Consider the following 25,698-nt stretch of genomic DNA (forward strand, 5'->3'; position numbering starts at 1 on the left):
CTCGTCGACCTTGGGCGCTTCCAGCGGCGGCAGCTTCCAGCCGATGAACATCAACTACGGCCTGCTGCCGCCGCTGGAAGCGCCCAAGGTCGACGAGGACGGCAAGAAGATCCCGCTCAAGGAGCGCGGCCGCGCCAAGAAGCGGCTGATGAGCATCCGGGCGCTCAACGACTTGGACGCCTGGGCCAAGGCCTGAGCCGAAAGGATCGTCGCCCGGACCCATCCGCAGGCGTTCTCTCTCCGTAGCTGTGAGGGCTAGCGAGGGAGAACGGTCCATGAGCTTGGTGAAGGCGGCGATCCACGCGTTCGAGGACGCGCCCATGCCGGACGCGGTCTCCCGCGCGGCGATCGACTTTCTGGTCGGCGACGCCCGCCGTCGACTGGGCAAGGCCCCGCCCGGCGCCTCGGCCGCCTTCGCGCGCGAGATGGAGGCGCGGCCGATCGCGACCCATACCGACGCGGCCAACGCCCAGCACTATGAACTGCCCGCCCCGTTCTTCGAGGCGGTGCTGGGTCCGAACCTGAAATATTCCAGCGGCCTCTATCCGCCCGGCGCGACCACCCTGGCCGAGGGCGAGGCGGCGGCGCTGCGCGAGACCGCCGAGCACGCGGACCTGCGCGACGGCCAGGCGATCCTGGAACTGGGCTGCGGCTGGGGCTCGCTGTCGCTGTGCATGGCGGCGCGCTATCCGAACGCCCGGATCACTTCGGTCTCGAACTCGGCCTCGCAGCGCGCCTTCATCGAGAGCCAAGCGGCGGCGCGCGGTCTCGACAACCTGACCGTCGTCACCGCCGACATGAACGACTTCCAGACCGACCAGCGCTTCGATCGCGTGGTGTCGGTCGAGATGTTCGAGCACATGTCCAACTGGCGCGCCCTGCTGACCCGCGTGCGCGGTTGGCTGAAACCGGACGGCCTCTTGTTCCTGCACGTCTTCACGCACCGGAACACGCCCTACCGCTTCGAGGTCGACGATCCGGCCGACTGGATCGCCCAGTACTTCTTCAGCGGCGGGGTGATGCCCAGCCACGACCTGCCCCGCCAGTTCCCGGACCTGTTCACGGTCGAGACCGACTGGCGCTGGAGCGGCGAACACTACGCCCGAACCGCGCGCCAATGGCTGGAGAACTTCGACGCCAAACGCGCCACGATCGATCCGATCCTGGCTGAGGTCTACGGCTCGCACGCCACCGTCTGGCGTCGCCGCTGGCGACTGTTCTTCCTGGCCACGGCCGGCCTGTTCGGCCATCGCGGCGGCGAGGAATGGGGTGTCAGCCACTACCGCATGCGTCCCGTCGCCCAAGAGAGCGGACAATGATCAAGATCGTCGCCGCCTATCTGGGCACGGCCCTCACCATGCTGGTCCTGGACGCCGTCTGGCTGACCCAGATGAGTCCCCGCCTCTATCAACCGCGCATCGGCGACCTGCTGGCGGCCAAGCCTTCCCTGCCGCCGGCGGTCGTCTTCTACCTGCTCTACGTCGCGGGGATCGTGCTGCTGGCCGTCCTGCCCGCGCTTCGCGAAGGCGGCTGGAAGCGGCTGCTGATCCATGCGGCCGCGTTCGGCCTGGTCGCCTACGCCACCTACGACCTGACCAACCAGGCGACCATGAAGACCTGGTCCACGACCATCACCCTGATCGACATGGCCTGGGGGACCTTCATCACCACGGTCTCGGCCAGCGCCGGTTTCGCGGCCGCGCGTTGGGCGATGACGCGCTAATTTCAGGGAGCCATGCCGGGCGACAAGCGTTCGCCCTGGCATGCAAGACTTCTTCATCTGGCTCGCGGCGTCCGCCGCGATCTTCGCCTGGGCCCCGCCGTGGCTGGTCAGTCTCGTCCTGATCGCGGTCGCGGTGCTGCTCGCCTTGATGATCCACGCGTTCGCGGTGCGCCTGGTCCGTCGAACGGTCTCCAAGCGCGAAGCCTTCTGGCAGGCGCTGATCGCCCGCACGCGCCGGCCGACCCGGCTGGCGATCATCGTGGCGGCGCTGGGCCCCGCCGTCTCCGCCGCGCCGCTGACCGGCGGCCAGGCCGACGCGGCGCGGCACGTGCTCTTGGTGCTGTTCATCCTGCTGCTGGGCTGGATGTCCCTGACCGCCCTCGACATCGCCGCGGCCCTTTACCTTCGCGGCTTCAAGGTCGATGTCGAAGACAACCTCCTGGCCCGCAAGCACATCACCCAGGTGCGGATCCTGCGACGGGCGGTGGCGATCCTGGTCGGCATCGTCACGCTGGCGCTGGCGCTGATGACCATTCCAGGCGTGCGGCAATGGGGCGTCAGCCTGCTGGCGGCCGGCGGCGCGGCCAGCCTCATCGTCGGCTTGGCGCTGCAGCCCTTGCTGACCAACCTGATCGCCGGCATCCAGATCGCCGTCACCCAGCCGATCCGCATCGACGACGCCGTCATCGTCGAGAAGGAATGGGGGAACATCGAGGAGATCACCGCCACCTACGTCGTCGTGCGCCTTTGGGACTGGCGGCGAATGGTGCTGCCGCTCAGCTACTTCATCCAGAACCCATTCCAGAACTGGACCCGCGAAAGCTCGGCCCTGATTGGGACGGCCATGCTCTATGTCGATCCCGCCGCGCCGGTCGACCGCCTGCGCGCCAAGCTGGAGGAGATCGCCCGGGCCTCAGAGCTGTGGGATGGCAAGGTCGTGAATCTCGCCGTCACAGACCTGACCGCCGAGGTCATGGAGGTCCGCTGCCTGGTCAGCGCCCGCAACGCCGGCAAGACCTTCGACCTGCGCTGCGAGGTGCGCGAGAAGATGATGGCCTTCCTGCGCGACGAGCTGCCGGAAGCCTTCCCGCGTCGGCGTCTGGCCCTGGCGGCCGGCGAGACCTGAACGGCGCGGCTCTTCCGCAAGTAAGCAAATTATGACTTATGAAGAGGCGCCGGTCGCTCGACATGGCGCGCGGGCGGGCGCCTGGGCGGCAAGGCCGCACCGGAAGCGCTTGTCGCGACGAGACGGCGGGCGCAGCCTGCTAAGGTTCGGGGATGGAGGCCAAGGCGAACTTGACCGGGGGTTTCGACATTGGTGCGAGGGCCAAGACGCGCTGCGACCTGCTGGGCGTCCCGCCCTATAGCGAGCCCGAAGGGCAGCTGACGCGCCGGTTCCTGACGCCGGCCCACGCCGCCGCCCTGTCGGCGCTGGAAGGCTGGATGACGGACGCCGGCATGAGCGTCCGCCGCGACGCCGCCGCCAACCTGATCGGCCGCTACGAGGGCCAGACATCGGACGCCAAGGCCCTGATCATCGGCTCGCACATCGACAGCGTCCGCAACGGCGGGCGCTATGACGGTCCGCTGGGGATCATGCTCGGCATCGACGTGGTCGAGGCGTTGCACCGCGCCGGTCGCCGTCCGCCCTTCGCCATAGAGGTCGTGGCGTTCGGCGACGAGGAAGGCTCGCGCTTCCCCGCCTCGATGAGCTGCAGCCGCGCGATCGCCGGAACGCTGGACGCCAACGCCCTGCAGATGCGCGACGCCGACGGCGTCTCGGTGGCCGAAGCCCTGGCGGCGTTCGGCTGCGATCCGAAGGGGATCGAAAGCGCGGCGCGCCAGCCCGAAAACGTGCTGGCCTTCCTTGAGGCCCATATCGAACAGGGCCCGGTGCTGGAAGCCGAGCGCCTGGCGCTGGGCGTCGTCACCGCCATCGCCGCGCAGAAGCGGATCATGGTCAAGATCATCGGGACGGCCGGCCACGCGGGTACGACGCCGATGGGCCTGCGCAAGGACCCCGGCCCCGCCGCCGCCGAATGCGTGCTGGCCCTGGAGCGGATCTGCCGCGCGGGGACTAACGGCCTGGTCGGCACGGTCGGCCGCATCACCGCCCTGCCCGGCGCCTTCAACGTCATTCCGGGCGCCGTCGAGTTCTCGATGGACATCCGCGCCGAGACCTCGGCGACCCGCGACGCGGCCGTCGACGCCATCTGCGCCGAGATCCACGCGATCGCCGCCGCGCGCGGCCTGACGGCGGAGATCCGCCTGATGCAGGCCCTGACCGAGAGCCCCTGCGATCCGTCGCTGATCGGCCTGCTGGAAGAGGCGTTGGGCGAGCTCTCGCTCCCCGTTCGGCGCCTGCCCAGCGGCGCCGGCCACGACGCCATGGTGATGGCCGACCTCTGCCCCACCGCCATGCTGTTCATCCGCTGCGAGGGCGGGATCAGCCACAACCCGGCCGAAGCCGTCACCGAGGCCGACTGCGCCCTGGCGGCCCGCGCCATGCTCACCTTCATCGACAAGCTAGAACGACGCGAACGCGCATGACCGAGACTTTTCACGAACTGGACCATCCCGCCCGCCTGCTGATGGGCCCCGGCCCGATCAACGTGCACCCGCGCGTGCTGCGGGCCATGTCGGTGCAGCTGCTGGGCCAGTTCGACCCCGAGTTCACGGGCTACATGAACGAGGTCATGGCGCTCTATCGCGGTGTCTTCCAGACCAAGAACCGCTGGACCTTCGCGATCGACGGCACCTCGCGCGCGGGCATCGAGGCGGCGCTGGTCTCGACGCTGCAGCCCGGCGACGACGTCGTGGTGGTCAATTGCGGCCGCTTTGGCCTGCTGCTCGCCGAGATCGCCGAGCGCTGCGACGCCAAGGTCACCTTCGTCGAGGCGCCCTGGGGGACCGTGGTCGACCCGCAGGCGGTCGAGGAGACCGTCAAGCGCGTCAAGCCGCGGCTGGTGGCCTGCGTTCATGGCGACACCTCGACCACCATGGCCCAGCCGCTGGACCAGATCGGCGCGATCTGCCGCGCGCACGGGGCGCTGATGTATGTTGACGCCACCGCCACCCTGTCGGGCATGGACGTCCCGGTCGACGCCTGGGGCGCGGACATCGTCACCGCCGGCCTGCAGAAGTGCCTCGGCGGCCCCTCGGGCTCGGCCCCGATCACGATCAGCGACCAGGCCGCCGAGCACATCGTCTCGCGCCGCCATGTCGAGAAAGGCCTCCTCGGAACCGGCGGCGCGGCGGGCGCCGGCCGGCGCATCGCCTCCAACTACTTCGACCTGGCGATGATCATGGACTACTGGTCCGAGAAGCGCCTGAACCACCACACCGAATGCGCCCCGATGCTGTTCGCCGCCCGCGAATGCGCGCGGCTGGTGCTGGAGGAAGGGCTGCCGGCGCGCTTCGAGCGTCACGCCAAGGCCGGCGCGGCCATGACCGCCGGCCTAGAAGCGATGGGCCTGTCGATCTACGGCGACAAGGCCCACAAGATGACCAATGTCACCGGGATCTGGGCGCCCGACGGCGTCGACTATGACCGGGTGAAGGCCCGGATGCGCACCGACTTCGAGATCGAGATCGGCTCGGCCTTCGGTCCTTTGACCGGCAAGATCTGGCGGATTGGGACCATGGGCGTGAACGCCCGCAAGCACGCGGTGCTGCAGACCCTGGCGGCCTTCGAGGCGGTGCTGCGCTGGGAGGGCTTCAACGTCCCGGCCGGCGCGGGCGTCGACGCGGCGGCGAAGGTGTACGGATGAGGGGGCCCATCAAAATCCTCCCCCCAGCGGGGGAGGTGTCCGCGAAGCGGACGGAGGGGGAAGTCCTGCTGACCTTGCCTCTCCCCCCACCGGCCTTCGGCCGCCTCCCCCATGGGGGGAGGATTTGATGACCTACCCCCGCGACCTCATCGGCTATGGCGAGCACCCGCCGCATCCGCGCTGGCCGAACCACGCCCGCGTCGCCGTCCAGTTCGTGCTGAACTACGAGGAAGGCGCCGAGCGGTCGGTCCTGCATGGCGATCCCGTTTCCGAGTTCTTCCTGTCGGAAATGATCGGCGCCCAGCCCATTCCCGACATGCGCCACATGTCGATGGAGAGCCTCTATGAATACGGCTCGCGCGCGGGCTTCTGGCGCATCCGGCGGCTGTTCGATGAGTTTCGCCTGCCGCTGACCGTGTTCGGCGTCGCCCAGGCCATGGAGCGCAACCCGGACGCCGTCGAGGCGATGATGAAGTCCGGCTGGGAGATCGCCAGCCACGGCTATCGCTGGATCGACTACCAGCACGTCTCGCCCGACCAGGAGATGGAGCACATCCAGCGCGCCATCGAGATCCAGAAAAGCCTGACCGGCGAGCGCCCGCTGGGCTGGTACCAGGGCCGCACCAGTCCCAACACCGCGCGCCTCGTCGCCCGCGAAGGCGGCTTCGTCTACGACGCCGACAGCTACGCCGACGACCTGCCCTACTGGGACGACCAGCACGGCCGGCCGCAGCTGATCGTGCCCTACACGCTGGAAGCCAACGACATGCGCTTCACGTCGGCGCAGGGCTTCAACACCGGCGAGCAGTTCTTCACCTATCTGCGCGACGCCTTCGACGCCCTGTACCTGGAGGGCGAGACCTCGCCGAAGATGATGAGCATCGGCCTGCACTGCCGCGTCGTCGGCAAGCCCGGCCGCATCGGCGCCCTGCGGCGCTTCCTCGAGCACGTCACTAACCACGACCGCGTCTGGGTCGCCCGGCGCATCGACATCGCGCGGCACTGGATCACCGAGCATCCATACGAAGGGAACAAGGCATGAGCGGCGCCCCGCCCCTGACCCTGGCTCGGCTGAACAGCATGAACCAGACGGGTTTCGCCACCGCCCTGGGATTCGCCTTCGAGCTTTCGCCCTGGGTCGTCGAGCGCGCCTGGAGCGAGCGTCCGTTCGCCAGCGTCCAGGCGATGCACGACGCGATGATGTCGGTCCTCGAAGCGGCGACCACCGCCGACAAGCTGGCGCTGATCCGGGCGCACCCGGAACTGGCCAGCAAGGCCGCGATCGCCAAGACCCTGACCGCCGAGAGCAACGCCGAACAGGCCAGCGCCGGTCTCGACCGGCTGACGCCCGAGGAGTTCGCGCGCTTCCACGACCTGAACGCCGCCTACCGCGACCGCTTCGGCTTTCCGTTCATCATCTGCGTGCGGCTGAACGACAAGGCCTCGATCCTGGCGGCCATGCAGGCGCGGCTTTCCAACGACGAAGCGACCGAGATCGCCGAGGCCATCCAGCAGATCGGCCTGATCTCCAAGCTTCGACTGCTCGACGCGGTGACCAGCTGATGGACTATGACTTCGCGGGCTGGGCCAGCATGGCCCTGCGCTGGCTGCACGTGGTGGCCGGCGTGGCCTGGATCGGCGCGTCCTTCTACTTCGTCTGGCTGGACAACAATCTGCGCGATCCCAATCCGCCCAAGGACGGTGTGAAGGGCGAGCTGTGGGCCGTGCACGGCGGCGGTTTCTACCACTCGCAGAAGTACATGGTCGCCCCGGCGCACATGCCCGAGCACCTGCACTGGTTCAAGTGGGAGGCCTACGCCACCTGGCTGTCCGGCTTCGCCCTGCTGACGGTGCTCTATTACTGGCAGGCCGGCGTCTATCTGATCGACCCCGCCAAGCACGCCTTCAGCCAGGCCCAGGCGATCGGCGTGGGCCTGGCCTTCCTCTTCGGCGGCCTTCTGACCTACGAGGCCCTGTGCCGCTCGCCGCTGGGCAAGAACGGCAAGCTGTTCGGCGTCGTCTGGTTCGCGATCCTGACCGCCGCGACCTGGGCCCTGACCCAGCTGTTCTCCGATCGCGGCGCCTTCATCCACGTCGGCGCGATCATCGGCACGTGCATGGTCGGGAACGTCTTCCTGGTCATCATCCCCAACCAGCGCAGGATCGTCGCCGACATGCTGGCCGGCCGCCCCGTCGATCCGCGCCTGGGCGCGATGGGCAAGCAGCGCTCGGTGCACAACACCCACATGACCCTGCCGGTCATCTTCATCATGATCAGCAACCACTATCCGGCCATCTCGGGTCATCCGAAGGCCTGGCTGCTGCTGGCCCTGATCAGCGCCGGCGCGATCGCGATCCGCTACTTCTTCATCCAGCGGCATTTCGGAAGGATCCGGCACGAGCTGCTGTTCGTCGGCGCGCTGCTGATCTTCGGCGCGACGGCGATCGCGTCGATGAAGCCCAAGGACAGGGTCGAGGTTAGCGGCGAGGTCCCCTTCGCGAGGGCCCAGGGAATCATCCAGAAGCACTGCGTCATGTGCCACGCCGCGACGCCCACCCACGCCGGCTTTTCCGCCCCGCCCTTGGGCGCGACCTTCGACACCCCTGCGCAGATCCGGACCTACGCACCAAAAATAAACGAACGCGCGGTCCTCTCGACCAGCATGCCCCTTGGCAACGAGACCGGCATGACCGATGAGGAGCGCGCCCAGCTGGGCGCCTGGATCAAGCAGGGAGCCAAGACCCCGTGACCGACGCCGTCCTGGACGCGACCACCAAGGCCGAGAACGAGACCGCCCCCCGCAAGCGCAACGCCGAGCGCACGCGCAAGGCGATCCTCGCCGCCGCCCTGAAGGAGTTCGCCCAGGCGGGTTTCGCGGGGGCCCGGATCGAGAAGATCGTCAAGGCCGCCAAGTGCAACATCCGGATGCTGTACCACTACTTCGGGGACAAGAAGGGCCTGTACATGGCCGTCCTCGAAAGCGCCTACATGGACCTGCGGGCGCGCGAGGCCGAGCTGAAGATCGACTTCGACAAGCCGCTGGAAGGCTTCCTCGAGCTGCAGCGCTTCACCTTCGACTACTTCGAGAAGAACCCGAAGTTCGAGGGCCTGCTGCGCAACGAGAACCTGCAACACGGCAAGTTCGCCGCGCAGTCGCGGGTCGTGACGGAGACCGCCTTCCCGCTGCGCCGCACGATCGAGCGGCTGATCAAGAGCGGCCAGGACCAGGGGGTGTTCGGCCCCGACCTTGATCCGGTGCAGATCTATGTGACCATCGCGGCCATGAGCCGCTTCCACCTGGCCAACGGCTATTCGCTGTCGGCGACGCTGGACACCGACATGAGCGCGCCCGAGTGGCGCAAGGCCCGGCTGGACCACGCCCTGGCGCTGCTGGAAGGCTATCTGACGCGCGGCGCGCGGTAAGTTACGGCGCGGCGGGCGCCGGCGGGGCGTTGACCAGCGGCGGGCCGGTGAACTCGGCCTCGATCTGGACCTCGACCTCGTCGCCGACGCCCATGGTCGTGCCGGGCGCGGGGACGCCAAAAGCGATCCCGAAGTCCGAGCGCTTGAAGACGCCCTTGGCCGAGAAGCCGACGCGGGCGTTCGGATCCATCGGATGGCCGGCATAGCCGCCGTTATAGGTCACGTCCAAGGTCACGGGCTTGGTCACCCCGTGCAGGGTCAAATCGCCGGTGACCTTGCCGGTGTCCGGTCCCGTGACCTCGACCTTGGTCGACCGGAAGGTGATCGACGGATAGGTCCCGGTGTTCAGCCACTGCGGACCGATCAGGTCGGCCTGGAAGCCGGGCGGCGGCGACGGCAGGGTCAGGGATTTCGGATCGATCGTCGCCTCGACCGCGCTGGCGACGGCGTTGTTCTGGTCAAACCGAAGCTTGGCGTCGAAGGTCGCGAAGGCCGCCGTGTAGCGCGAGAAGCCCAGGTGACTGACCCGGAACACCAGGCTCGCATGCGACTTGTCGAGCACATAGTCGCCGGCCGGGATGTCGGCCTTGGGCGGCTTCAGCGCGGTGGAAGCCGGCGGCGCGGCGACCAGCGGCGGCGCGGCCGCCTTCTTGTCGTCCGTTGAGGGCGAACAAGCTGCCAACGCCAACAGCGCCACGACGGGCAGGATCGTCTTCATGCGGTTCCCTCCCACCCGCCAACCGGGCGCGCGACGAAGAAGAAAGCTCCTACGCCGACGAAGCGTCAACGTAGGAGCCCGGATGTCGGTTGCTTCAGAGGCCGAGGATCGAACTGGCGTCGATGCCCATGATATGGCTGCCGGTCAGGACGATGAGTTGATCGTAGGTCGTCCCCTCCTCGCCCAGATCGGCGTAGAGGAATACCGTCGAGCCAGCCTGCATCGCCACGTAGCGCACACCCTCGCCAGCGAAGAGTGCGTCCACCGCTAAGAAGTCGGGTTGTTCCAGCTCGACGTAGTTGGCTGCCGAGCCAGTAGGACCGTCGAGGAATTGAATGCGGTCCGCGCTTGCAAAAAAGCGAATGGTGTCGGGGGCGGCGATCTCACTATCGCCCGATTGGAACACAAAGGTGTCCGCGCCCTCATCGCCGTCCAACAGATCCTGACCGGCCCCACCCTGAAGGGTGTCGGCTCCGCCTTCGCTGCGAATGAAATTGTTGTTGGCGTCCCCAACGATGACGTCCGAGCCTCTCGTACCAATGACGCTCTCGATGCTCGTGAGGCCATTTGTGAACACACCGTTGGCGGTCGCGAAAGTAGCGATACCAGCTGCGAGGTTGATCGAGGCTCCCGTCGCGTCGGTGGCATTAAAGAGCAACGTGTCGGAGCCCGCGCCGCCGTCGAGGATGTTGTTGCCCTGGCCGCCTTCCAGCAGATCGTCACCGTCGCCGCCGATCAGGGTGTCGTCTCCGGCTCCGCCTCTTAAGGAGTTCGAGCCGGAGTCACCAATCAGGGTGTCATTCCCGACCGAGCCATAGACGTTCTCGACGCCTGTAACGGTCAAAACGACCCCTGGGGTGACAGTTTGAGCGATCGTCTGATTGAGATCGAAAACGACTCCGCCTGGAAAGGCTTCCGCGCTGAAACCGGTGAAAGCCAATGTGTCGGTTCCCGCGCCGCCATCCACAACGCGGGTCGTGGAGAAATCACCAACCGATAGAAAATCGTCGCCATTACCCCCCAGCATAGTGTCGTTGGAATTGCCGCTCTGGATCGTGTCGCCCCCATCGCCGCCGATCATCAGAGAGCCCGGCGCGGCCGCTCCGAATATGCCGCCCGTGGCGATCAGGTCATTGCCATCGCCGCCGTCGAGAATGTCGGCGCCGCCCTTGCCCTCGATATTGTCGCTTCCCGCGCCGCCGGACAGGTGGTTGTCGCCGGCCGTACCGACTAGCCAGTCCGCGCCGGACGAACCAATGGCGTTCTCGATGGAGACTAGGTTGTCCAGCAGGCCCCCGCCGAACGGGCCGATCACCGAAGCGTATTGCCCCAGCAGATTGATCATCAGGAATTCGAACATCCCGACTGGCTCGGCGTCCTCGTAGCTCACCGTGTCGCTGCCCGCGCCGCCGTCCAGCGTGTCGTAACCAGCCCCGCCGATCAGCAGGTCATCGCCATCACCGCCCTGCAGCGTGTCGCTGCCGCCCAGCCCCACCAGGGTGTCGGCGTCCGCGCCGCCGACCAGCAGATCATCACCTTCGGTTCCCACCAGATACATGACTAGCCTCCCCGCTCCGGAAGTGGAGCGAGGGCATTGGCGGACAACCTCAGATTTATCTCAAGTGAATTTTTCTACTTCAGGAGCAATAACCAAGCCTTGCAACCTTAGGAAAACCGCGATCCCACGCTCAGAACAGCAGCCCCTTTTTCAGCAGCGCATGCACGCCCTTCTCGCCGTTGACGGTCTGGGTGACGCGGAAGTCCACGGCCAGGGAGCAGAACTGATAGGCCTGGACGCGGGTCAGGGACGAGCGGGCGGCGATGAAGTCGATCGTCTGGCGCAGGGCCTGCTTCATGGCCAGGTCCAGGTCCTCGTTGAAGCCCATCAGGATGTAGTGCGTCGGCGTCTCGGCGCGCGGCCAGGCAAAGGCGCCGGCGTCGCCCGCCTTTTGCAGGACGAAGGTGAAGGTCCCGGTCAGGCCCATCTCCAGCGCGTTGACGCAGACCTCGCCGTCGCCCTGGCGGCCGTGACCGTCCCCGACCGAGAAGTTCGCGCCAGGAACCCAGACCGGCAGATAGAGGGTCGAGCCGGCCACCAGCTCCTTGTTGTCCATGTTGCCGCCGTGCTCGCGCGGTTCGCGGCTGGACAGGCGGCCATAGCGCGCGGGCGGCGCCACGCCCATCGTACCGAAGAACGGCGCCAAAGGCAGCTCGGGGCCCCACTCTGGCTTGCAGACGCCGCGCGCGCGATCGACGGCGATGTGGCTGACATAGCGCTCGGGAAAGTCCTCGGGGATCGTGCCAGCCAAGGGGCGGACGGCGCAGTAGCCCCAGTCGTTGTTCGGCTCGATGGCCTCGATCCGGACCTCCAGCGTGTCGCCGGGTTCGGCGCCGGCGATGGCGACGGGTCCGGTGAGAATGTGCGGACCGATCCGCTCGGGCTTGCTGTCGTGGATCGCTTGGAGCGCCGACGGAATGGCGTAGGGCGAGCCGGCCGGCGGCATCACCTCGACGCCGCCCGAGACGCACTCGAAGGTGACGCTGTCGCCCGACGCCACCGTCAGCACGGGATCGAACGCCGCGTCGAACATGCCGAAGCGGATCGTGTCGGGGGCCGAGGCCAGTCGGTGATGCGCCATCAAGTAAGCCTTCTATTACTCGATCATTTGGCTTTGGCGCGCGGCCGATCCCAAGAGCGCGGCGGGTTCAGGCGGGCAAGATCCACCCCCTTGCTCTTGTGGCGAGCGACGCGCGGGCGAAAGTGGCGCGGGCTTGGGCGATCGCCGGCGCGCCGGCCACAGGGACTGGCGTGGTCGACGAACCCCGGTGTATGAAGTTTTTTCTTACTTATGGAGCCTCGCCCGGATGGCGCTCGACGCGGAGACACAAGCCTTCCTCGACCTGGCCGAGGCCGAGATCGCCCCCTGGACGGCGGCCCGCGCCGCCGAGCGAGACCTCCCAATCCCCACCCAGGCGTTGGCGGGCGTGATCGACAACGTCGCCCTGCTCCGCGCCCAGACTAGGCTGTTCATCGACGCGCTGGGCGAGGCCGCCGGCCAGACGCCGGAGCCGTTCCAGCCGTGAGCTTTCTGAGCGCCTTCGAGATCGCGGCCCAGGTCCGCGACGGCGACGTGACCGCGCGCGCCATCACCGAAGCCACCCTGGCGTCCATCGAGAAACGGGACGGCGCGCTGAACGCCTTCACCGCCGTGACCGCCGACCGCGCCTTGGCGGCGGCTGACGCCGTCGACGCGGCTCGCGCCGCTGGCCGTCCGCTCGGCCCGCTGGCCGGCGTTCCGTTCGCCGTGAAGAACCTGTTCGACATCGAAGGCCTGCCCACCCTGGCTGGCTCCAAGATCCGCCGCGAGGCCGCCCCACCCGCGCGCGACGCCACCCTGGTCCAGCGCCTGACCGCCGCCGGGGCGATCCTGGTCGGCGCGCTGAACATGGACGAGTTCGCCTATGGCTTCGTCACCGAGAACGCCCACGACGGGCCCGTGCGCAACCCGCATGATCCGACGCGCATCGCCGGCGGCTCCTCGGGCGGTTCGGCGGCGGCGGTGTCGGCGGGTCTGGTCCCGCTGAGCCTGGGCTCGGACACCAACGGCTCGATCCGTATCCCCGCCGGCCTGTGCGGGGTCTTTGGCTTGAAGCCCACCTACGGCCGCCTGTCCCGCCAGGGCGTCTTTCCGTTCGTCGAGAGCCTGGACCATGTCGGCCCGTTCGCCCGCTCGGTCGAGGAGCTGGCCCTGGCCTATGACGTGCTGCAGGGCCCCGATCCCGAGGGCGACGCGATCTGCGTGCGAGACGCGGATCCGCTCGCCGGACGCCTCGACACGCTGGCCGAGCAACCCCTCCGCGTCGGCGTGCTGGACGGCTGGTTCCAGCAAGGCGCCTTCCCCGAGGTGCTCGAGGCGCTGGAGCAAGTCGCCCAGGCGCTGTCGGCCGACACGGGCGTCACCCTGCCCGGCGCCCAGGCCGCCCGCGCCGCCGCCTTCTGCCTGACCGCCTTCGAGGGCGGCGAACTGCACCACGACGCCCTGGCCGCCCGCGCCATGGACTACGATCCGGCCGTCCGCGACCGTCTGCTGGCCGGCGCCCTGCTGCCGAAGGGCGTGGCCGAGGCCGCACGGCGCTATCGCACGATCTTCCGCGACCAGGTCGCCGAGGTCTTCCAGCGCTACGACGTCCTGCTGGCCCCGGCCTCGGTCTGCCCCGCCCCGCCGATCGGCCAGGCGACGATGGAGATGGACGGGGTTCCTGTATCCGTACGCAAGAACCTCGGCGCCTTCACCCAGCCGATCAGCTATATCGGCCTGCCGGTGGTCGCCGCGCCGGTGAACCGGCCGGGCCGGCTGCCGATCGGCGTCCAGATCATCGCCCCGCCCTGGCGCGAGGATCTGGCCTTCGCCGCGGCGCTTCGCCTGCAACGCGCCGGCGTCGTCGCCGCCCATCCGCCGAAGGCCTTCGCATGATCATCAACGATCCCGCCGTCCTGGCCGAGGTCACCGCCCTGGTCGACGCCTACGAGACGGCGCTGATGACCAACGACGTGGCGGCGTTGGACGGCGCGTTCTGGAACTCGCCTCACGCCGTGCGCCTGGGCGTGGCCGAAAACCTCTGGAGCTTCGACGAGATCGCCGCCTTCCGCGTCGGCCGCGCCGGCGGCTCGCCGCCTCGAACAAGGCTCCGCACGGAGATCACCACGTTCGGCGCGGACTTCGCGACCGCCAACGTCCTGTTCCAGCGCGACGACACCGGCCGCCTGGGCCGCCAAAGCCAGACCTGGATCCGCGTCGAGGGCGGCTGGAAGATCGCCTCGGCCCACGTCTCCCTGATGCAGGAGAGCGCCGATCAACGGCTCGCCTCCCCGAGCGAAAAGCGCTAGAGCCCCCGCCCATGACCGCCCAGACCCCGACCAAGATCATCTTCGACACCGATCCCGGCATCGACGACGCGATGGCGCTGCTGTTCATCGAGGCGAGCCCCGCCCTCGATCTGATCGCGGTGACGACCATCTTCGGCAACGCCGACATCGACACCACCACCCGCAACGCGCTCTATCTGAAGCGACGCTTTGGCTTGACCGCCCCGATCTACAAGGGGACGGACAAGCCGCTGGTCCGTCCGCGCAACCCCTCGCCCACCTTCGTGCACGGCGAGAACGGCCTGGGCGACGTCGAGCTCACGGGCCTGGTCGCCGAACAGCCGGAAGCCAAGCCGGCCCACCAGGCGATCATCGACCTGGCCCGCCAGTATCCCGGCGAGGTCGTGCTGTGCGCCGTTGGTCCGCTGACCAACCTGGCCCTGGCGCTGCAAGCCGATCCCGAGATCGCCACCTTGCTCAAGTCCGTCGTGATCATGGGCGGCGCGTTCGGCGTGGCCGGCAAGCCCGGCAATGTCACGCCCGTCGCCGAGGCCAATATCTGGAACGATCCCGAGGCCGCCGACCAGGTCTTCACCGCCCCCTGGAACCTGACCGCCGTCAGCCTGGACGTGACGACCCAGGTCGTGATGTCGCCCGCCTACATGGAGGCTCTCGCGGCCGGGGGCAGCGACGCCGGCGGCTTCCTGAACGCCATTTCCAAGCCCTACGCCGCCTTCTACGGCGGCCGCGACGGCATCGTCGGCTGCTGCGTCCACGACGCGGCGGCCGTGGCCTTCGTGATCGATCCGACCCTGTTCAAGGTGCGTCGCGGCTCGGTCCGCGTGGTCACCGAGGGCATCGCCCTGGGCCAGACCTGCCAGAAGGTCGAGGGCGAGCTGTTCGGCCCCTCGGCCTGGGACGACCAGCCGATCCAGGCCGTGACCGTGGCCGTGGACGGGGAGCGGCTGCTGAAGCTGTATGCCGAGACGATGGCGGCGGCGCACGGGTAGGCTTTGGCCAGTTCCTCCCCCGCTCGCGGGGGAGGTGGCCCAGAGGGCCGGTGGGGGCTAGCCCGGCCGATTTCCAGCTCGCCCCCTCAGTCGCTCCGCGACAGCTCCCCCGTATCACGGGGGAGCATCTTCGAAGCTACCCCCGCCTGTACCGCTCCACGCCCGCCAGATACGTCCGCGCGACCACCCGGTCATCGCCCAGCACCGTCAGCGCGAAGAGCTTGTCCTCAAGCGTCTTGGCGGCCTTTAGCCGGCGCGCGATCAGCGGCGTCGGCGCCAGGTCCAGGACCAGGAAGTCCGCCTCCTTGCCGGGCGCCAGGTTGCCGATCTTGTCGTCCAGATCCAGCGCCCGCGCCCCGCCCAGCGTGCCGAGATAGAAGGCGTGGAACGGGTCGAGCGCGTCGCCGCGCAGTTGGCCGACCTTGTAGGCCTCGCCCAGGGTGTGGAGGATCGAGAAGGTCGTGCCGGCGCCGATGTCGGTGCCCAAGCCGACCTTCACGCCATGGGCGCAGGCGTCCTTCAGCGGGAAGAGACCCGAGCCCAGGAAGAGGTTCGAGGTCGGGCAGAACGCGGCCGCCCCGCCCTTGGCGGCCAGGTGCTGGAACGCCTCGCCCTGCAAGTGGACGCAGTGGGCGAAGACCGAGCGCTGGCCCAGCAGGCCAAAGCGGTCGTAGACGTCCAGATAGTCCTTGGCGGCGGGGAAGAGCCGCGCCGTCTCCGCGATCTCGTGGGCGTTTTCCGAGAGGTGCGTCTGCATCCACACGCCCGGGTGGGCGGCCAGCACCTCGCCAGCCATGGCCAGCTGCTCGTCGCTGCAGCTGATCGCGAAGCGCGGCGTCACCGCGTAGCCCAGGCGGCCCTTGCCGTGCCAGTCGGCGATCAGCGCCTCCATGTCGGCGCGGCTGCTCTCGACGGTGTCGGTCAGCCCCTCCGGCGCGTTGCGGTCCATCAGGGTCTTGCCGGCGATCAGCCGCATGTCGCGCGCCAGGGCCTCGGCGAACAGCGCCTCGACCGAGACCCTGTGCACCGAGCCGAACACCAGGGCCGTGGTCGTGCCGTTGCGCAGCAATTCGTCCAGGAAGAAGGTCGCGGTCTCGGCGGCGTGGGCGGCGTCGGCGAACCGCGCCTCGGCCGGAAAGGTGTGCTGCTCCAGCCAGTCCAACAGCTGCGCGCCATGGGCGGCGATGACGTCGACCTGCGGGAAGTGGATGTGCGCATCGACGAAGCCGGGCGTGATCAGATGGCCGGTCAGGTCCTCGACCGACGTCTCGCCCAGGCGCGGGGCGATGTCATCATAGGCGCCGCAGGCCGCCACGCGGCCGTCCTCGACCAGCAGCAGGCCGTCTTCGTGGAAGGCCACCGCCTCCGCGCGCGAGGTTTGGGTCGGATCGTCCAGCAGGTGCAGGATCGACCCACGATAGGCTTTCACGTCTTCGAACTCTCGTCGTTGCGCACGCGCGCGGCTTCCTGGCGCATCAGCAGGTCGGCGGCCACCGAGACCGCGATCACCTCCGGCGCCTTGCTCTTCAGGCCCGGCAGGCCGATCGGACAGGTCAGTCGCGTCAATACGGCCTCCGAGAAACCATCATCGCGTAACCGGCTCATGAAACGGGCGCGCTTGGTCTTCGAGCCGATCACCCCGAAATAGCCAAAGCCCCCGCCCGCCAGCCCCGCCGAGACCAGGGCGTAGTCCAGGGCGTGATCGTGGGTCAGGACGAGACCATAGGCGTCGGCCGTCGCGCCCATGGCCTTGGCGGCCATCTCGGCCGGCTCCATCACGGTGACGCCCGGGATCTCCGCCGTCTCCGGGCGGCTGTCGTACCAGGAAAGGCGGAACGGCAGCGGCTCGAACGCGCGGGCGATCGCCTGGCCGACATGGCCGGCGCCGAACAGCAGCAGCGGCGGCCGCGGCGCGTCGGCGCGCTCGACCAGTTCGTCGCCCAGCTCCGGCCGCGCCCCACGCGCGCTGGCCGGCGCGCCGGCGAGGGTCACGGCGGGCGCCTCGTCCTGGGTGGCCAGGATCGGCGCGATGGTCTTGCCCAGCGCGCCGGGATCGAAGCGCGTGCGGACCTCGAACGGCTGGGCGGCGTCCATGCGCCGGGCCGCCTCGGTCAGCCAGTCGCGGCTGTTGTCGTCCAGGCGCTCGAGGAACAGCCGCACGCGACCGCCGCAGCACTGGGCCAGCAGCGGCCCCAGCGGATAGTCCTGGATCGCGAAGTGGGCCTGGCTGCCGTCCAGCATCCGCCGCGCCTGGTCGGCCACGCGATACTCCAGATTGCCGCCGCCAATCGTACCGTCCTGGCCGTCGCGCCAGACCACCATCTTGGTCCCCGCCTCGCGCGGGGCCGAGCCCTCGGTGGCGAGGACGGTGACCAGGGCGGCCTCGTCATGGGCGTCCAGGCGAGCGAGCGCGGCGCGAGCCCAGTTACTCATGACCCCTCTTCCATAGGGAGAGGGGTAGGGGTGAGGGGTTTCAACGGATGACGGCGTAACCCCTCACCCTCCCTCTCCCTATGGAAGAGGGATTTAGACATCGCACGCTCTCCGCTTCACATCCTCGCAGGCCATCAAAATCGCCTCGGGCGTGGCTGGCGCGTTCAGGTCCGGAAGCACCCGATATTCCCCGACGCTCGCCACCGCGTGATTGATCGCCGAATGCACCGAAATCGCCAGCATGAACGGCGGCTCGCCGACGGCCTTCGAGCGATGCACCGTGGCCTCGACATTGCGCCCGGCCTTCCACAGGCGGACGTCGAGATGCGCCGGGCGGTCGCCGCAGGTGGGGATCTTGTAGGTCGATGGCGCGTGGGTGCGCAGGCGCCCTTGCGCGTCGTAGACCAGCTCCTCGGTGGTCAGCCAGCCCATGCCCTGGATGAAGCCGCCTTCGATCTGGCCCAGGTCGATGGCCGGATTCAGCGACTTGCCGACGTCGTGCAGGATTTCGGCTCGGGTGACCTTCATCTCGCCGGTCAGGGTGTCGATCAGCACCTCGCTGCAGGCCGCGCCATAGGCGAAGTAGTAGAATGGCCGGCCGGTATGGGTGGCGCGATCGTAGTGGATCTTCGGCGTGGCGTAGAAGCCGGTCGCCGACAGCGACACCCGCGCCAGATGGGCTTGGCGAGCAAACCAGGCGAACGTGAACGTCTGATCGCCCACCCGCACGCCGTCCGGCGTGAAGGCGACCGCGTCCGGCGCGACGCCCCACTTGGCGGCGGCGAAATCGACGAGCCGCGCCTTGATCGTCTCGGCCGCGTTCAGGGCCGCCATGCCGTTCAGGTCCGCGCCGGACGAGGCGGCGGTGGCCGAGGTGTTGGGCACCTTGTCGGTGACGGTCGAGGTGATCTTCACCCGCGAGACATCGACCTGAAAGGCTTGGGCGACGATCTGGGCGACCTTGATGTTCAGCCCCTGCCCCATCTCGGTCCCGCCGTGGTTTAGCATAATCGAGCCGTCGGCGTAGAGGTGGATCAGCGCCCCGGCCTGGTTCAGGTGCGTGGTCGTGAACGAGATGCCGAACTTCACCGGCGTCAGGGCGATGCCCTTCTTCAGCACCGGGCTGGCCCTGTTGAACGCCTCGATCGCGCGGCGACGGGCGTCGTAGTCGCAAGACGCCGCCAGCTCGTCGATCAGCTGCGGCGCGACATTGTCCTCGACCACCTGGTGGTAGGGCGTGAGGTTGCGCCCCTCGCCGCCATAGAGGTTGCGGCGGCGCACCTCCAGCGGGTCGAGCCCGAGCTCGGCGGCGACCGCGTCCATGACCCGCTCGATCGCCAGCATCCCCTGCGGTCCGCCGAAACCCCGGAAGGCGGTGTTCGACACCGTGTGGGTCTTGAAGCGGTGCGACAGGATCTCGACCGCCGGCAGGTAGTAGGCGTTGTCGGCGTGGAACATCGCCCGGTCGTTGATCGCCATCGACAGGTCGGTCGTCGCCCCGCAGCGCGAGGCCAGCTCCAGCGAAAGGCCCGTCAACCGACCCTCGTCGTCGAAGCCGACGTCGTAGGTGACCTCGAAGTCATGCCGCTTGCCGGTCATGACCATGTCCTCGTCGCGGTCGGGACGGCACTTGGCCGGGCGACCGGTCTTGACCGCGACCAGGGCGGCGGCGGCGGCGAACAGCGAGGCTTGCGTCTCCTTGCCGCCGAAGCCCCCGCCCATGCGGCGCACCTCGACGGTGACGGCGGTGTGCGGCCGGTCGAGCACGCGGGCGATCAAGTGCTGCACCTCGCTGGGGTGCTGGGTCGAGGACCAGATGTGGACGTCGCCGCCCTCGCGCGGCGTGGCCAGGGCGACCTGCCCCTCGAGATAGAAGTGGTCCTGGCCGCCCATCGAGAACCGGCCCCGCACGCGGCGCGCCGAAGCCTCTAGCGCCGCGTGGGCGTCGCCGCGCGCCATGCGCTGACTGGCCTCGATCTTCAGGTCCATCTCTCTCGCGGCGGCGATGTCGATCGCGGCGGGCAGGTCCTCGTACTCGACCACGACCTTGGCCGCGGCGGCGCGGGCGGCCGCGATCGAGGTCGCGGCGACGGCGAACAGGCTCTGGCCCACGTGGAGAACCTCGCCGTCCGCGAACAGCCGGTCGTCGTGGATCACCGGACTGACGTCGTTCTCGCCCGGAATGTCCTGCGCGCTCAGCACCAGCACGACGCCCGGCGAGGCCCGCACGGCCGACAGGTCCAGCTTGACGATCTTGGCGTGAGCCCGCGCGCTCATGCCCAGATGCACATGCAGCAGGCCCGGCGGCTCGGGCAGGTCGTCGATATAGATCGCCGAACCGGCCACATGACGCTCGGCGCTGTCGTGCGGCAGGGCGACGTGGACGCCGCGCGGCGCGGTGATCGAAGGGGCGACGCCGGAGTCAGCCATGGGCGCTCTCCGGCGTGACGCGGGTTTCGATGTCCGGCGAAACGCTCTCCAGGAACACCTTGCGCAGCATGTTCCGGGCGGCCAGGGCGCGATAGGCGGCCGAAGCGCGCATGTCGCTCATCGGGGCGTAATCGGTGTCGAGCGCGGCCATCGCCGCCTCGATCGTCGCCGCGCTCCAGGGCTGGCCGATCAGCGCCGTTTCGCAGGCCACTGCGCGCTTCGGCGTCCCGGCCATACCGCCGAACGCGATGCGAGCCGCCGTCACGACGCCGGCCTCGACCGCGAGGGAGAACGCCCCGCAGACGGCCGAGATGTCCTGGTCGAACCGCTTGGACAGCTTGAAGACCTTGAAGATCCAGCCCGCAGGGAGCTTCGGAACAATGACCGCCTCGACGAATTCGCCCGGTCGGCGGTCCTGCTTCCCGTACTCGAGGAAGAACGCCTCCAGAGGCAGCTCGCGCCGCTCGTCGCCGCGCCGCAGGACCAGGGTCGCCCCCGCCGCGATCAGGGCCGGCGGCATGTCGCCGATCGGCGAGCCGTTGGCGATGTTGCCGCCGATCGTCCCGCTGTTGCGGACCTGGGTCGAGCCGAGGCGGCGCATCATCCGCCCGAGATCCGGATAGAGTCGAGCGAACACGTCGATCGCATCGACATAGCGGACGCCCGCGCCGATCCGGACGGCCTCCGGCGCCTCTTCGATCGTCTTGAGCTCGGCGACCTCCGACACGCTGATCAGGGTCGGCAGCGGCCGCCGCTGCTTGGTGACCCACAGGCCGACGTCGGTCGCGCCGGCCACGATCGTCGCATCCGGATGTTCGAGATAGGCCCGCGCCAGCTCGTCCACCGTTCGCGGCGAGAGCCAAGTCCGGGTGACGCCGTGAACCTCATCCTCGAAGCTCAGCGCCAGCATGGCCTCGTCGCGCACGGCGGAAAGGTCGACCACCGGCGCGGCCTCGGCCGCCACGCCCTTGGCGACCTCGATGATCGGGCCATAGCCGGTGCAGCGGCATAGGTTTCCAGCCAGCACCTCCCCCACCGGCGCGCACGCGCCCTTGGCGCCGACCGCGCGGCCGTACAGGGACATGACGATGCCTGGCGTGCAGAAGCCGCACTGGGAGCCGTGCTTCTCGACCATCGCCTGCTGAACCGGATGCAGCGCTCCATCCTTCGCCAGGCTCTCGACCGTCACCAGGGCCTTGCCGTGCAGCATGGGCAAGAACTGGATGCAGGCGTTGACCGCCCGCCAGGCGACCGTGTCGCCCTCGCCTTCTCCGACCAGCACCGTGCAAGACCCGCAGTCGCCTTCGGCGCAACCTTCCTTGGTCCCGGTGCGGCGCATCGGGCCGCGCAGGTGCTCCAGCAGGGTGGTGGTGGGATTGGCCCCACGCACCTCCTGAACCTCGCCGTCCAGCAGGAAGCGGATCACCTCGCCCATCAGCTGCCCCGGTAGGTGGAATAGCCGTAGGGCGAGACCAGCAGCGGCACGTGCCAGTGCTGCTCGGTGTTCGAGACGGCGAAATCGATCACCACCACGTCCAGGAACGGCGGATCGGTGACCGGCAGGCCCGAGGCCTCGAAGTGGTCGCCGATCGCGAATTCCAGGCGGTAGCCGCCGACCGCCAGATCCTCGCCGGCGATCAGGCGCGCGCGGCCATCGGCGTCCGTGCGGAGCTCCGCGATCCGCGACAGGGCCTCGCCCTCGCGGCGCGACACGCGCACCACGACGCCCGCCGCCGGCTTTCCGGCCGCCTGGTCGAGGATGTGGGTGGTCAGTCCGCTCATCGTCCGTACTCCGATCGAGTCGATGCTCGGCCGCCCTCGCCGCCGTGTCCAGCGCTCCAACGGGCTCGCGGGACGCGATCGACGAAGCGCCACGGAACCCGGCGAACGGCGCCCGAAGCGCAGGCAATATATAATAGATTTATTACTTACGAGAGCCCCTCTGACGGCGCGCCGGATGTTACCGCTATCACAAATGAACACATTCCCCGGCCGCACAGGGTTGGAAAAGCCGATCATCCCCGGTAGCTAGACGGGTGAACGGCCCGCGACCGAGACGGACCGCGCGAACACGCGCAGAGCTTCTAGAGGAAGACCAATGGACGAGGATTTCCGCAAGGCGGCGTTGGACTATCACCGCCTCCCGCGGCCCGGAAAGCTGGCGATCGAAGCCACCAAGCGGATGGCCACCCAGCGCGACCTCGCCCTCGCCTATTCGCCCGGCGTCGCCGCGCCCTGCCTGGCGATCGCCGACAACCCCGACACCGCCCGCGACTACACCGCGCGCGGCAACCTGGTCGCGGTGATCTCGAACGGCACCGCGGTGCTGGGTCTCGGCGATATCGGCCCCTTGGCCTCCAAGCCGGTGATGGAAGGCAAGGCCGTCCTCTTCAAGAAATTCGCCGGCATCGACGTTTTCGACATCGAGGTCGACGCCAAGGATCCTGACCGTTTCATCGAGGTGGTGGCGGCGCTGGAGCCGACCTTCGGCGGGGTGAACCTCGAGGACATCAAGGCTCCCGAGTGCTTCGTCATCGAACGGGCGCTGCGCGAGCGGATGAACATCCCGGTCTTCCACGACGACCAGCACGGCACCGCCATCGTCTGCGCCGCCGCGGTCCGCAACGCCCTGCTCGTCCAGGGCAAGACCCTGAAGGACGTCAAGCTGGTGACCTCGGGCGCCGGCGCGGCCGCGCTAGCCTGCGTCGACCTGCTGGTCTCGATGGGCCTGCCGGTCGAGAACGTCACCCTGACCGACATCAAGGGCGTGGTGCACGCCGGCCGCGAGCCGGACATGCCCGAAAACATGGCGCGCTACGCCCGCCAGACCGACGCCCGCACCTTGCCCGAGGTGCTGCCGGGCGCCGACATCTTCCTGGGTCTCTCGGCCCCGCGCGTCTTCAAGCCGGAATGGCTGCCGCTGCTGGCGCCGAACCCGCTGATCCTGGCCATGGCCAATCCGGATCCGGAGATCCTGCCCGAGCTGGTCTACGCCGCCCGTCCCGACGCCATCATGGCGACCGGCCGCAGCGACTACGCCAACCAGGTCAACAACGTCCTCTGCTTCCCGTTCATCTTCCGGGGCGCGCTGGACGTCGGCGCCTCCGAGATCAACGAGACGATGAAGGTCGCCGCCGTCGAGGCGATCGCCGAGCTGGCCCGCGCCGAGGCCTCCGAAGTGGTCGCCAGCGCCTATGGCGGGACGGCGCCGGTGTTTGGCGCGCAGTACATCATCCCCAAGCCCTTCGACCCGCGCTTGATCCTGCAGATCGCGCCCGCCGTGGCCAAGGCGGCCATGGACAGCGGCGTCGCCACCCGGCCGATCGCCGACTTCGACGCCTATCGCCAGGAGCTGGAGCTCTTCGTCTATCGCTCGGGCCAGCTGATGCGGCCGGTCTTCGAGCGGGCTCGCAAGGCGCCGGTCAAGGTCGCCTATGCCGAGGCCGAGGACGAGCGCGTGCTGCGCGCGGTGCAGACGGTGGTGGACGAGGGCCTGGCCTCGCCGGTGCTGGTCGGTCGCCGCGAGGTGATCAAGGCCAAGATCCAGGATCTGGGCCTGCGCCTCGACGTCAACGGCGCGGTCGAGATCGTCGATCCCCAGGCCGACATGGACCTGTTCGGCCCTCTGGTCGCGGACTACCAGAAGCTGGTTGGCCGGCGCGGCGTGCCGCCGACGGCGGCCGAGCGCCGCGTCCAGGGCCGTCGCACCGTGGCCGCCTCGATGCTGCTCGCCTCGGGCTATGTCGAAGCCGCCCTGGTCGGCGGCAGCGGCGATTGGTGGCAGCACCTGAAATACGCCCTGCCGATCATCCCCAAGCGGGACAATGTCAGCCGCGTCTACGCCATGTCGTCGCTGATCCTGGACAACGGCACGCTGTTCTTCTGCGACACCCACGTGAACGTGGATCCGACCGCCGAGCAGATCGCCGAATGCGCCCAGTTGGCCGCCGAGGCCGTCCGCCGCTTTGGCCTGACGCCGAAGGCCGCCCTGCTCTCGCACTCGTCGTTCGGCGCCAGCAATTCGCCGACCGCGCGCAAGATGCGCGAGGCCCTGGCCATCCTGCGCGAGCAGGCGCCGGAGCTGGAGGTGGATGGCGAGATGCACGCCGACGCGGCGCTCAGCCAGCATCTGCGCGATCGCATGGTCGCCGACAGCCCGCTGAAGGGCTCGGCCAATCTGCTGGTCATGCCCACCCTGGACGCGGCCAATATCGGCCTCACCCTGCTGAGCGCGGCGACGGAGTCGCTGCTGGTCGGCCCCCTGCTGCTCGGCATGGCCAAGCCGCTGCACGTGCTGATCCCCAGCGTCACCGCCCGCGGCATCGTCAACCTGACGGCGTTGGCGGTAAACCAGGCGGCCTCCGAGAGAGCCCTCGCCGCGCTTTAGAGAGGCTCCCCAAACGACAAAAGGCCCCGACCGACGCATCACGTCGGGCGGGGCCTTCGAAAGTCTCTGAAAAGGCCGTCCGTCCGGGCGGCCTTTTCGTTTTGAGCCTTAGAGGATGCGCAGGTTGCCGGCCGAGGTCTTGCCCGAGCGGCGGTCCTGTTCAAGCTCGTAACCGACTTGCTGGCCTTCGTTCAGGCCGCGCAGGCCGGCGCGCTCAACGGCCGAGATGTGCACGAACACATCGCCGCCGCCGTTGTCCGGCTGGATGAAGCCAAAGCCCTTGGTCGTGTTGAACCACTTCACGACGCCGGTGCCGGACTCGCCGGTGCCGCTCGAGAAATTGTTGCGGGGCGCGCTGTCGAAGCCGCCACGCGCCGGACGCGGGCCGCCGCGGCCAGCGCCGCCGCCGGCCGGAGCCGGGCCGTGGCCCGTGACGCGCAGTTGACCGGCCGAGGTCTTACCCGAGCGACGGTCTTCTTCCAGTTCGTACGCGACTTGATCACCTTCGTTCAGGCCCGACAGACCCGAGCGTTCAACCGCGGCGATATGGACGAACACGTCCTGGCCGCCGTCCTCGGGCTGAATGAAGCCAAAGCCCTTGGCCGGGTTGAACCACTTAACGACACCGTTCGCCATATTATCCTCAAACACCTCAATCGACGGGCTGATAGTCGGCCCGCGTCCTTCCAACGGAAGTCATGACGCAAAACCGCGCCACGCGCTATGGGCTTTGAGCGGAGAAAATCGACCGGAAGGCGGCGAGCGCCAGAAAAAGTCGCGGATCGGGGGGCAAGCGTGGCGCCAATGCCACTCTAAATTGCACGCGCCGATATAGAAAAACCCCGGCCGCAATCGGACGGGGTGGAAAAATCGGCCTTGGACCTTGGGTGCGGGGACAGGATTTGAACCTGTGACCTTCAGGTTATGAGCCTGACG

The 25,698-nt window shown here is 68.6% G+C and carries 23 protein-coding genes and 2 pseudogenes; 15 read left to right on the forward strand and 10 right to left on the reverse strand.

Features of this window, described 5'->3' with window-relative positions; translation table 11 throughout:
- From AX690_RS11550 to AX690_RS11595, 10 genes and pseudogenes are all read left to right on the forward strand, one after another.
- Nucleotides 1–196: pseudogene (locus AX690_RS11550) on the forward strand (FADH(2)-oxidizing methylenetetrahydrofolate--tRNA-(uracil(54)-C(5))-methyltransferase TrmFO); the annotation flags it as partial.
- A gap of 79 nt (nt 197–275) precedes the next feature.
- Nucleotides 276–1,319 (forward strand): cyclopropane-fatty-acyl-phospholipid synthase family protein, encoded by a 1,044-nt coding sequence (locus AX690_RS11555; RefSeq protein ID WP_066682245.1) that lies wholly within the window; start codon nt 276–278, stop codon nt 1,317–1,319.
- Nucleotides 1,316–1,723: a DUF2177 family protein gene (locus tag AX690_RS11560; RefSeq protein WP_066682239.1), complete on the forward strand. Its 408-nt coding sequence runs from the start codon at nt 1,316–1,318 to the stop codon at nt 1,721–1,723. Before AX690_RS11555 ends, AX690_RS11560 begins: the two co-directional genes overlap by 4 nt.
- Before the next feature lie 40 nt (nt 1,724–1,763).
- The gene (locus AX690_RS11565; protein ID WP_066682236.1) at nt 1,764–2,849 is read left to right on the forward strand and encodes a mechanosensitive ion channel family protein; all 1,086 of its coding nucleotides are present in this window, start codon (nt 1,764–1,766) and stop codon (nt 2,847–2,849) included.
- A 170-nt stretch (nt 2,850–3,019) separates the two neighbouring features.
- The gene (locus AX690_RS11570) at nt 3,020–4,273 is read left to right on the forward strand and encodes an allantoate amidohydrolase (protein WP_156449637.1); all 1,254 of its coding nucleotides are present in this window, start codon (nt 3,020–3,022) and stop codon (nt 4,271–4,273) included.
- On the forward strand, nt 4,270–5,493 hold the full coding sequence (locus AX690_RS11575) for an alanine--glyoxylate aminotransferase family protein (protein WP_066682232.1): 1,224 nt from the start codon (nt 4,270–4,272) through the stop codon (nt 5,491–5,493). Before AX690_RS11570 ends, AX690_RS11575 begins: the two co-directional genes overlap by 4 nt.
- Before the next feature lie 127 nt (nt 5,494–5,620).
- On the forward strand, nt 5,621–6,535 hold the full coding sequence (puuE, locus tag AX690_RS11580) for an allantoinase PuuE (protein ID WP_066682230.1): 915 nt from the start codon (nt 5,621–5,623) through the stop codon (nt 6,533–6,535).
- On the forward strand, nt 6,532–7,056 hold the full coding sequence (gene uraD / locus AX690_RS11585; RefSeq protein ID WP_066682228.1) for a 2-oxo-4-hydroxy-4-carboxy-5-ureidoimidazoline decarboxylase: 525 nt from the start codon (nt 6,532–6,534) through the stop codon (nt 7,054–7,056). The genes puuE and uraD overlap by 4 nt, the downstream gene beginning before the upstream one ends.
- Nucleotides 7,056–8,243 (forward strand): urate hydroxylase PuuD, encoded by a 1,188-nt coding sequence (locus AX690_RS11590; RefSeq protein WP_066682226.1) that lies wholly within the window; start codon nt 7,056–7,058, stop codon nt 8,241–8,243. Before uraD ends, AX690_RS11590 begins: the two co-directional genes overlap by 1 nt.
- Complete coding sequence (locus AX690_RS11595; RefSeq protein WP_066682224.1) at nt 8,240–8,917, forward strand: TetR family transcriptional regulator; 678 nt, start codon at nt 8,240–8,242, stop codon at nt 8,915–8,917. The genes AX690_RS11590 and AX690_RS11595 overlap by 4 nt, the downstream gene beginning before the upstream one ends.
- A 1-nt stretch (nt 8,918) precedes the next feature.
- Here the strand turns inward: AX690_RS11595 and AX690_RS11600 are convergent, their stop codons facing one another.
- The 3 genes from AX690_RS11600 to AX690_RS11610 all read right to left on the reverse strand — a co-directional run bounded on the left by AX690_RS11600 (nt 8,919) and on the right by AX690_RS11610 (nt 12,277).
- Nucleotides 8,919–9,635, reverse strand: coding sequence for a YceI family protein (locus AX690_RS11600; protein ID WP_066682222.1), 717 nt, complete (start codon nt 9,633–9,635; stop codon nt 8,919–8,921).
- Nucleotides 9,636–9,729: 94 nt separating this feature from the next.
- The gene (locus AX690_RS11605; protein ID WP_066682221.1) at nt 9,730–11,193 is read right to left on the reverse strand and encodes a calcium-binding protein; all 1,464 of its coding nucleotides are present in this window, start codon (nt 11,191–11,193) and stop codon (nt 9,730–9,732) included.
- Between the two features lie 130 nt (nt 11,194–11,323).
- Entirely contained in the window at nt 11,324–12,277 is a 954-nt protein-coding gene (locus AX690_RS11610; protein WP_197426844.1) for an acetamidase/formamidase family protein, read from the reverse strand.
- Between the two features lie 223 nt (nt 12,278–12,500).
- Between AX690_RS11610 and AX690_RS11615 the strand changes: the two genes are divergently transcribed.
- From AX690_RS11615 to AX690_RS11630, 4 genes are read left to right on the forward strand one after another with little or no spacing between them, the layout of a single operon-like run.
- Nucleotides 12,501–12,719: a hypothetical protein gene (locus tag AX690_RS11615; RefSeq protein WP_082769622.1), complete on the forward strand. Its 219-nt coding sequence runs from the start codon at nt 12,501–12,503 to the stop codon at nt 12,717–12,719.
- Nucleotides 12,716–14,110, forward strand: a complete 1,395-nt coding sequence (locus AX690_RS11620) for an AtzE family amidohydrolase (protein ID WP_066682214.1) — start codon at nt 12,716–12,718, stop codon at nt 14,108–14,110. The genes AX690_RS11615 and AX690_RS11620 overlap by 4 nt, the downstream gene beginning before the upstream one ends.
- Complete coding sequence (gene hpxZ, locus AX690_RS11625) at nt 14,107–14,523, forward strand: oxalurate catabolism protein HpxZ (protein ID WP_066682211.1); 417 nt, start codon at nt 14,107–14,109, stop codon at nt 14,521–14,523. Before AX690_RS11620 ends, hpxZ begins: the two co-directional genes overlap by 4 nt.
- An 11-nt stretch (nt 14,524–14,534) precedes the next feature.
- Nucleotides 14,535–15,512, forward strand: a complete 978-nt coding sequence (locus tag AX690_RS11630; RefSeq protein WP_066682208.1) for a nucleoside hydrolase — start codon at nt 14,535–14,537, stop codon at nt 15,510–15,512.
- 136 nt (nt 15,513–15,648) lie between these two features.
- Here AX690_RS11630 and guaD read toward each other — a convergent pair whose 3' ends face one another.
- The 5 genes from guaD to uraH form a co-directional block, all read right to left on the reverse strand.
- On the reverse strand, nt 15,649–16,941 hold the full coding sequence (gene guaD, locus AX690_RS11635) for a guanine deaminase (protein WP_066682206.1): 1,293 nt from the start codon (nt 16,939–16,941) through the stop codon (nt 15,649–15,651).
- Nucleotides 16,938–17,945 carry a xanthine dehydrogenase accessory protein XdhC gene (xdhC, locus tag AX690_RS11640; protein WP_066730381.1) on the reverse strand — a complete coding sequence of 336 codons (1,008 nt, stop codon included), beginning with the start codon at nt 17,943–17,945 and terminating at the stop codon, nt 16,938–16,940. The genes guaD and xdhC overlap by 4 nt, the downstream gene beginning before the upstream one ends.
- Nucleotides 17,946–18,038: 93 nt before the next feature.
- Nucleotides 18,039–20,375 (reverse strand): xanthine dehydrogenase molybdopterin binding subunit, encoded by a 2,337-nt coding sequence (gene xdhB / locus AX690_RS11645; protein ID WP_066683754.1) that lies wholly within the window; start codon nt 20,373–20,375, stop codon nt 18,039–18,041.
- Nucleotides 20,368–21,810 (reverse strand): xanthine dehydrogenase small subunit, encoded by a 1,443-nt coding sequence (xdhA, locus tag AX690_RS11650; protein ID WP_066683753.1) that lies wholly within the window; start codon nt 21,808–21,810, stop codon nt 20,368–20,370. The genes xdhB and xdhA overlap by 8 nt, the downstream gene beginning before the upstream one ends.
- On the reverse strand, nt 21,810–22,157 hold the full coding sequence (gene uraH / locus AX690_RS11655) for a hydroxyisourate hydrolase (RefSeq protein WP_066683752.1): 348 nt from the start codon (nt 22,155–22,157) through the stop codon (nt 21,810–21,812). The genes xdhA and uraH overlap by 1 nt, the downstream gene beginning before the upstream one ends.
- Before the next feature lie 316 nt (nt 22,158–22,473).
- On the opposite strand from uraH, the gene AX690_RS11660 reads away from it, so the two are divergent.
- Nucleotides 22,474–24,762: an NADP-dependent malic enzyme gene (locus AX690_RS11660; RefSeq protein WP_066683750.1), complete on the forward strand. Its 2,289-nt coding sequence runs from the start codon at nt 22,474–22,476 to the stop codon at nt 24,760–24,762.
- 108 nt (nt 24,763–24,870) lie between these two features.
- On the opposite strand, the gene AX690_RS23655 is transcribed toward AX690_RS11660, so the two are convergent.
- Together AX690_RS23655 and AX690_RS23660 are read right to left on the reverse strand one after the other, a co-directional pair.
- A complete protein-coding gene (locus AX690_RS23655) occupies nt 24,871–25,065 on the reverse strand; it encodes a cold-shock protein (RefSeq protein WP_035017693.1) in 195 nt (64 codons plus the stop codon).
- Nucleotides 25,066–25,194: 129 nt separating this feature from the next.
- Nucleotides 25,195–25,398, reverse strand: a pseudogene (locus AX690_RS23660) (cold-shock protein); the annotation flags it as partial.
- Nucleotides 25,399–25,698: the final 300 nt, after the last annotated feature.

Source organism: Caulobacter sp. CCH9-E1, assembly GCF_001556515.1.
Classification (GTDB): domain Bacteria; phylum Pseudomonadota; class Alphaproteobacteria; order Caulobacterales; family Caulobacteraceae; genus Caulobacter.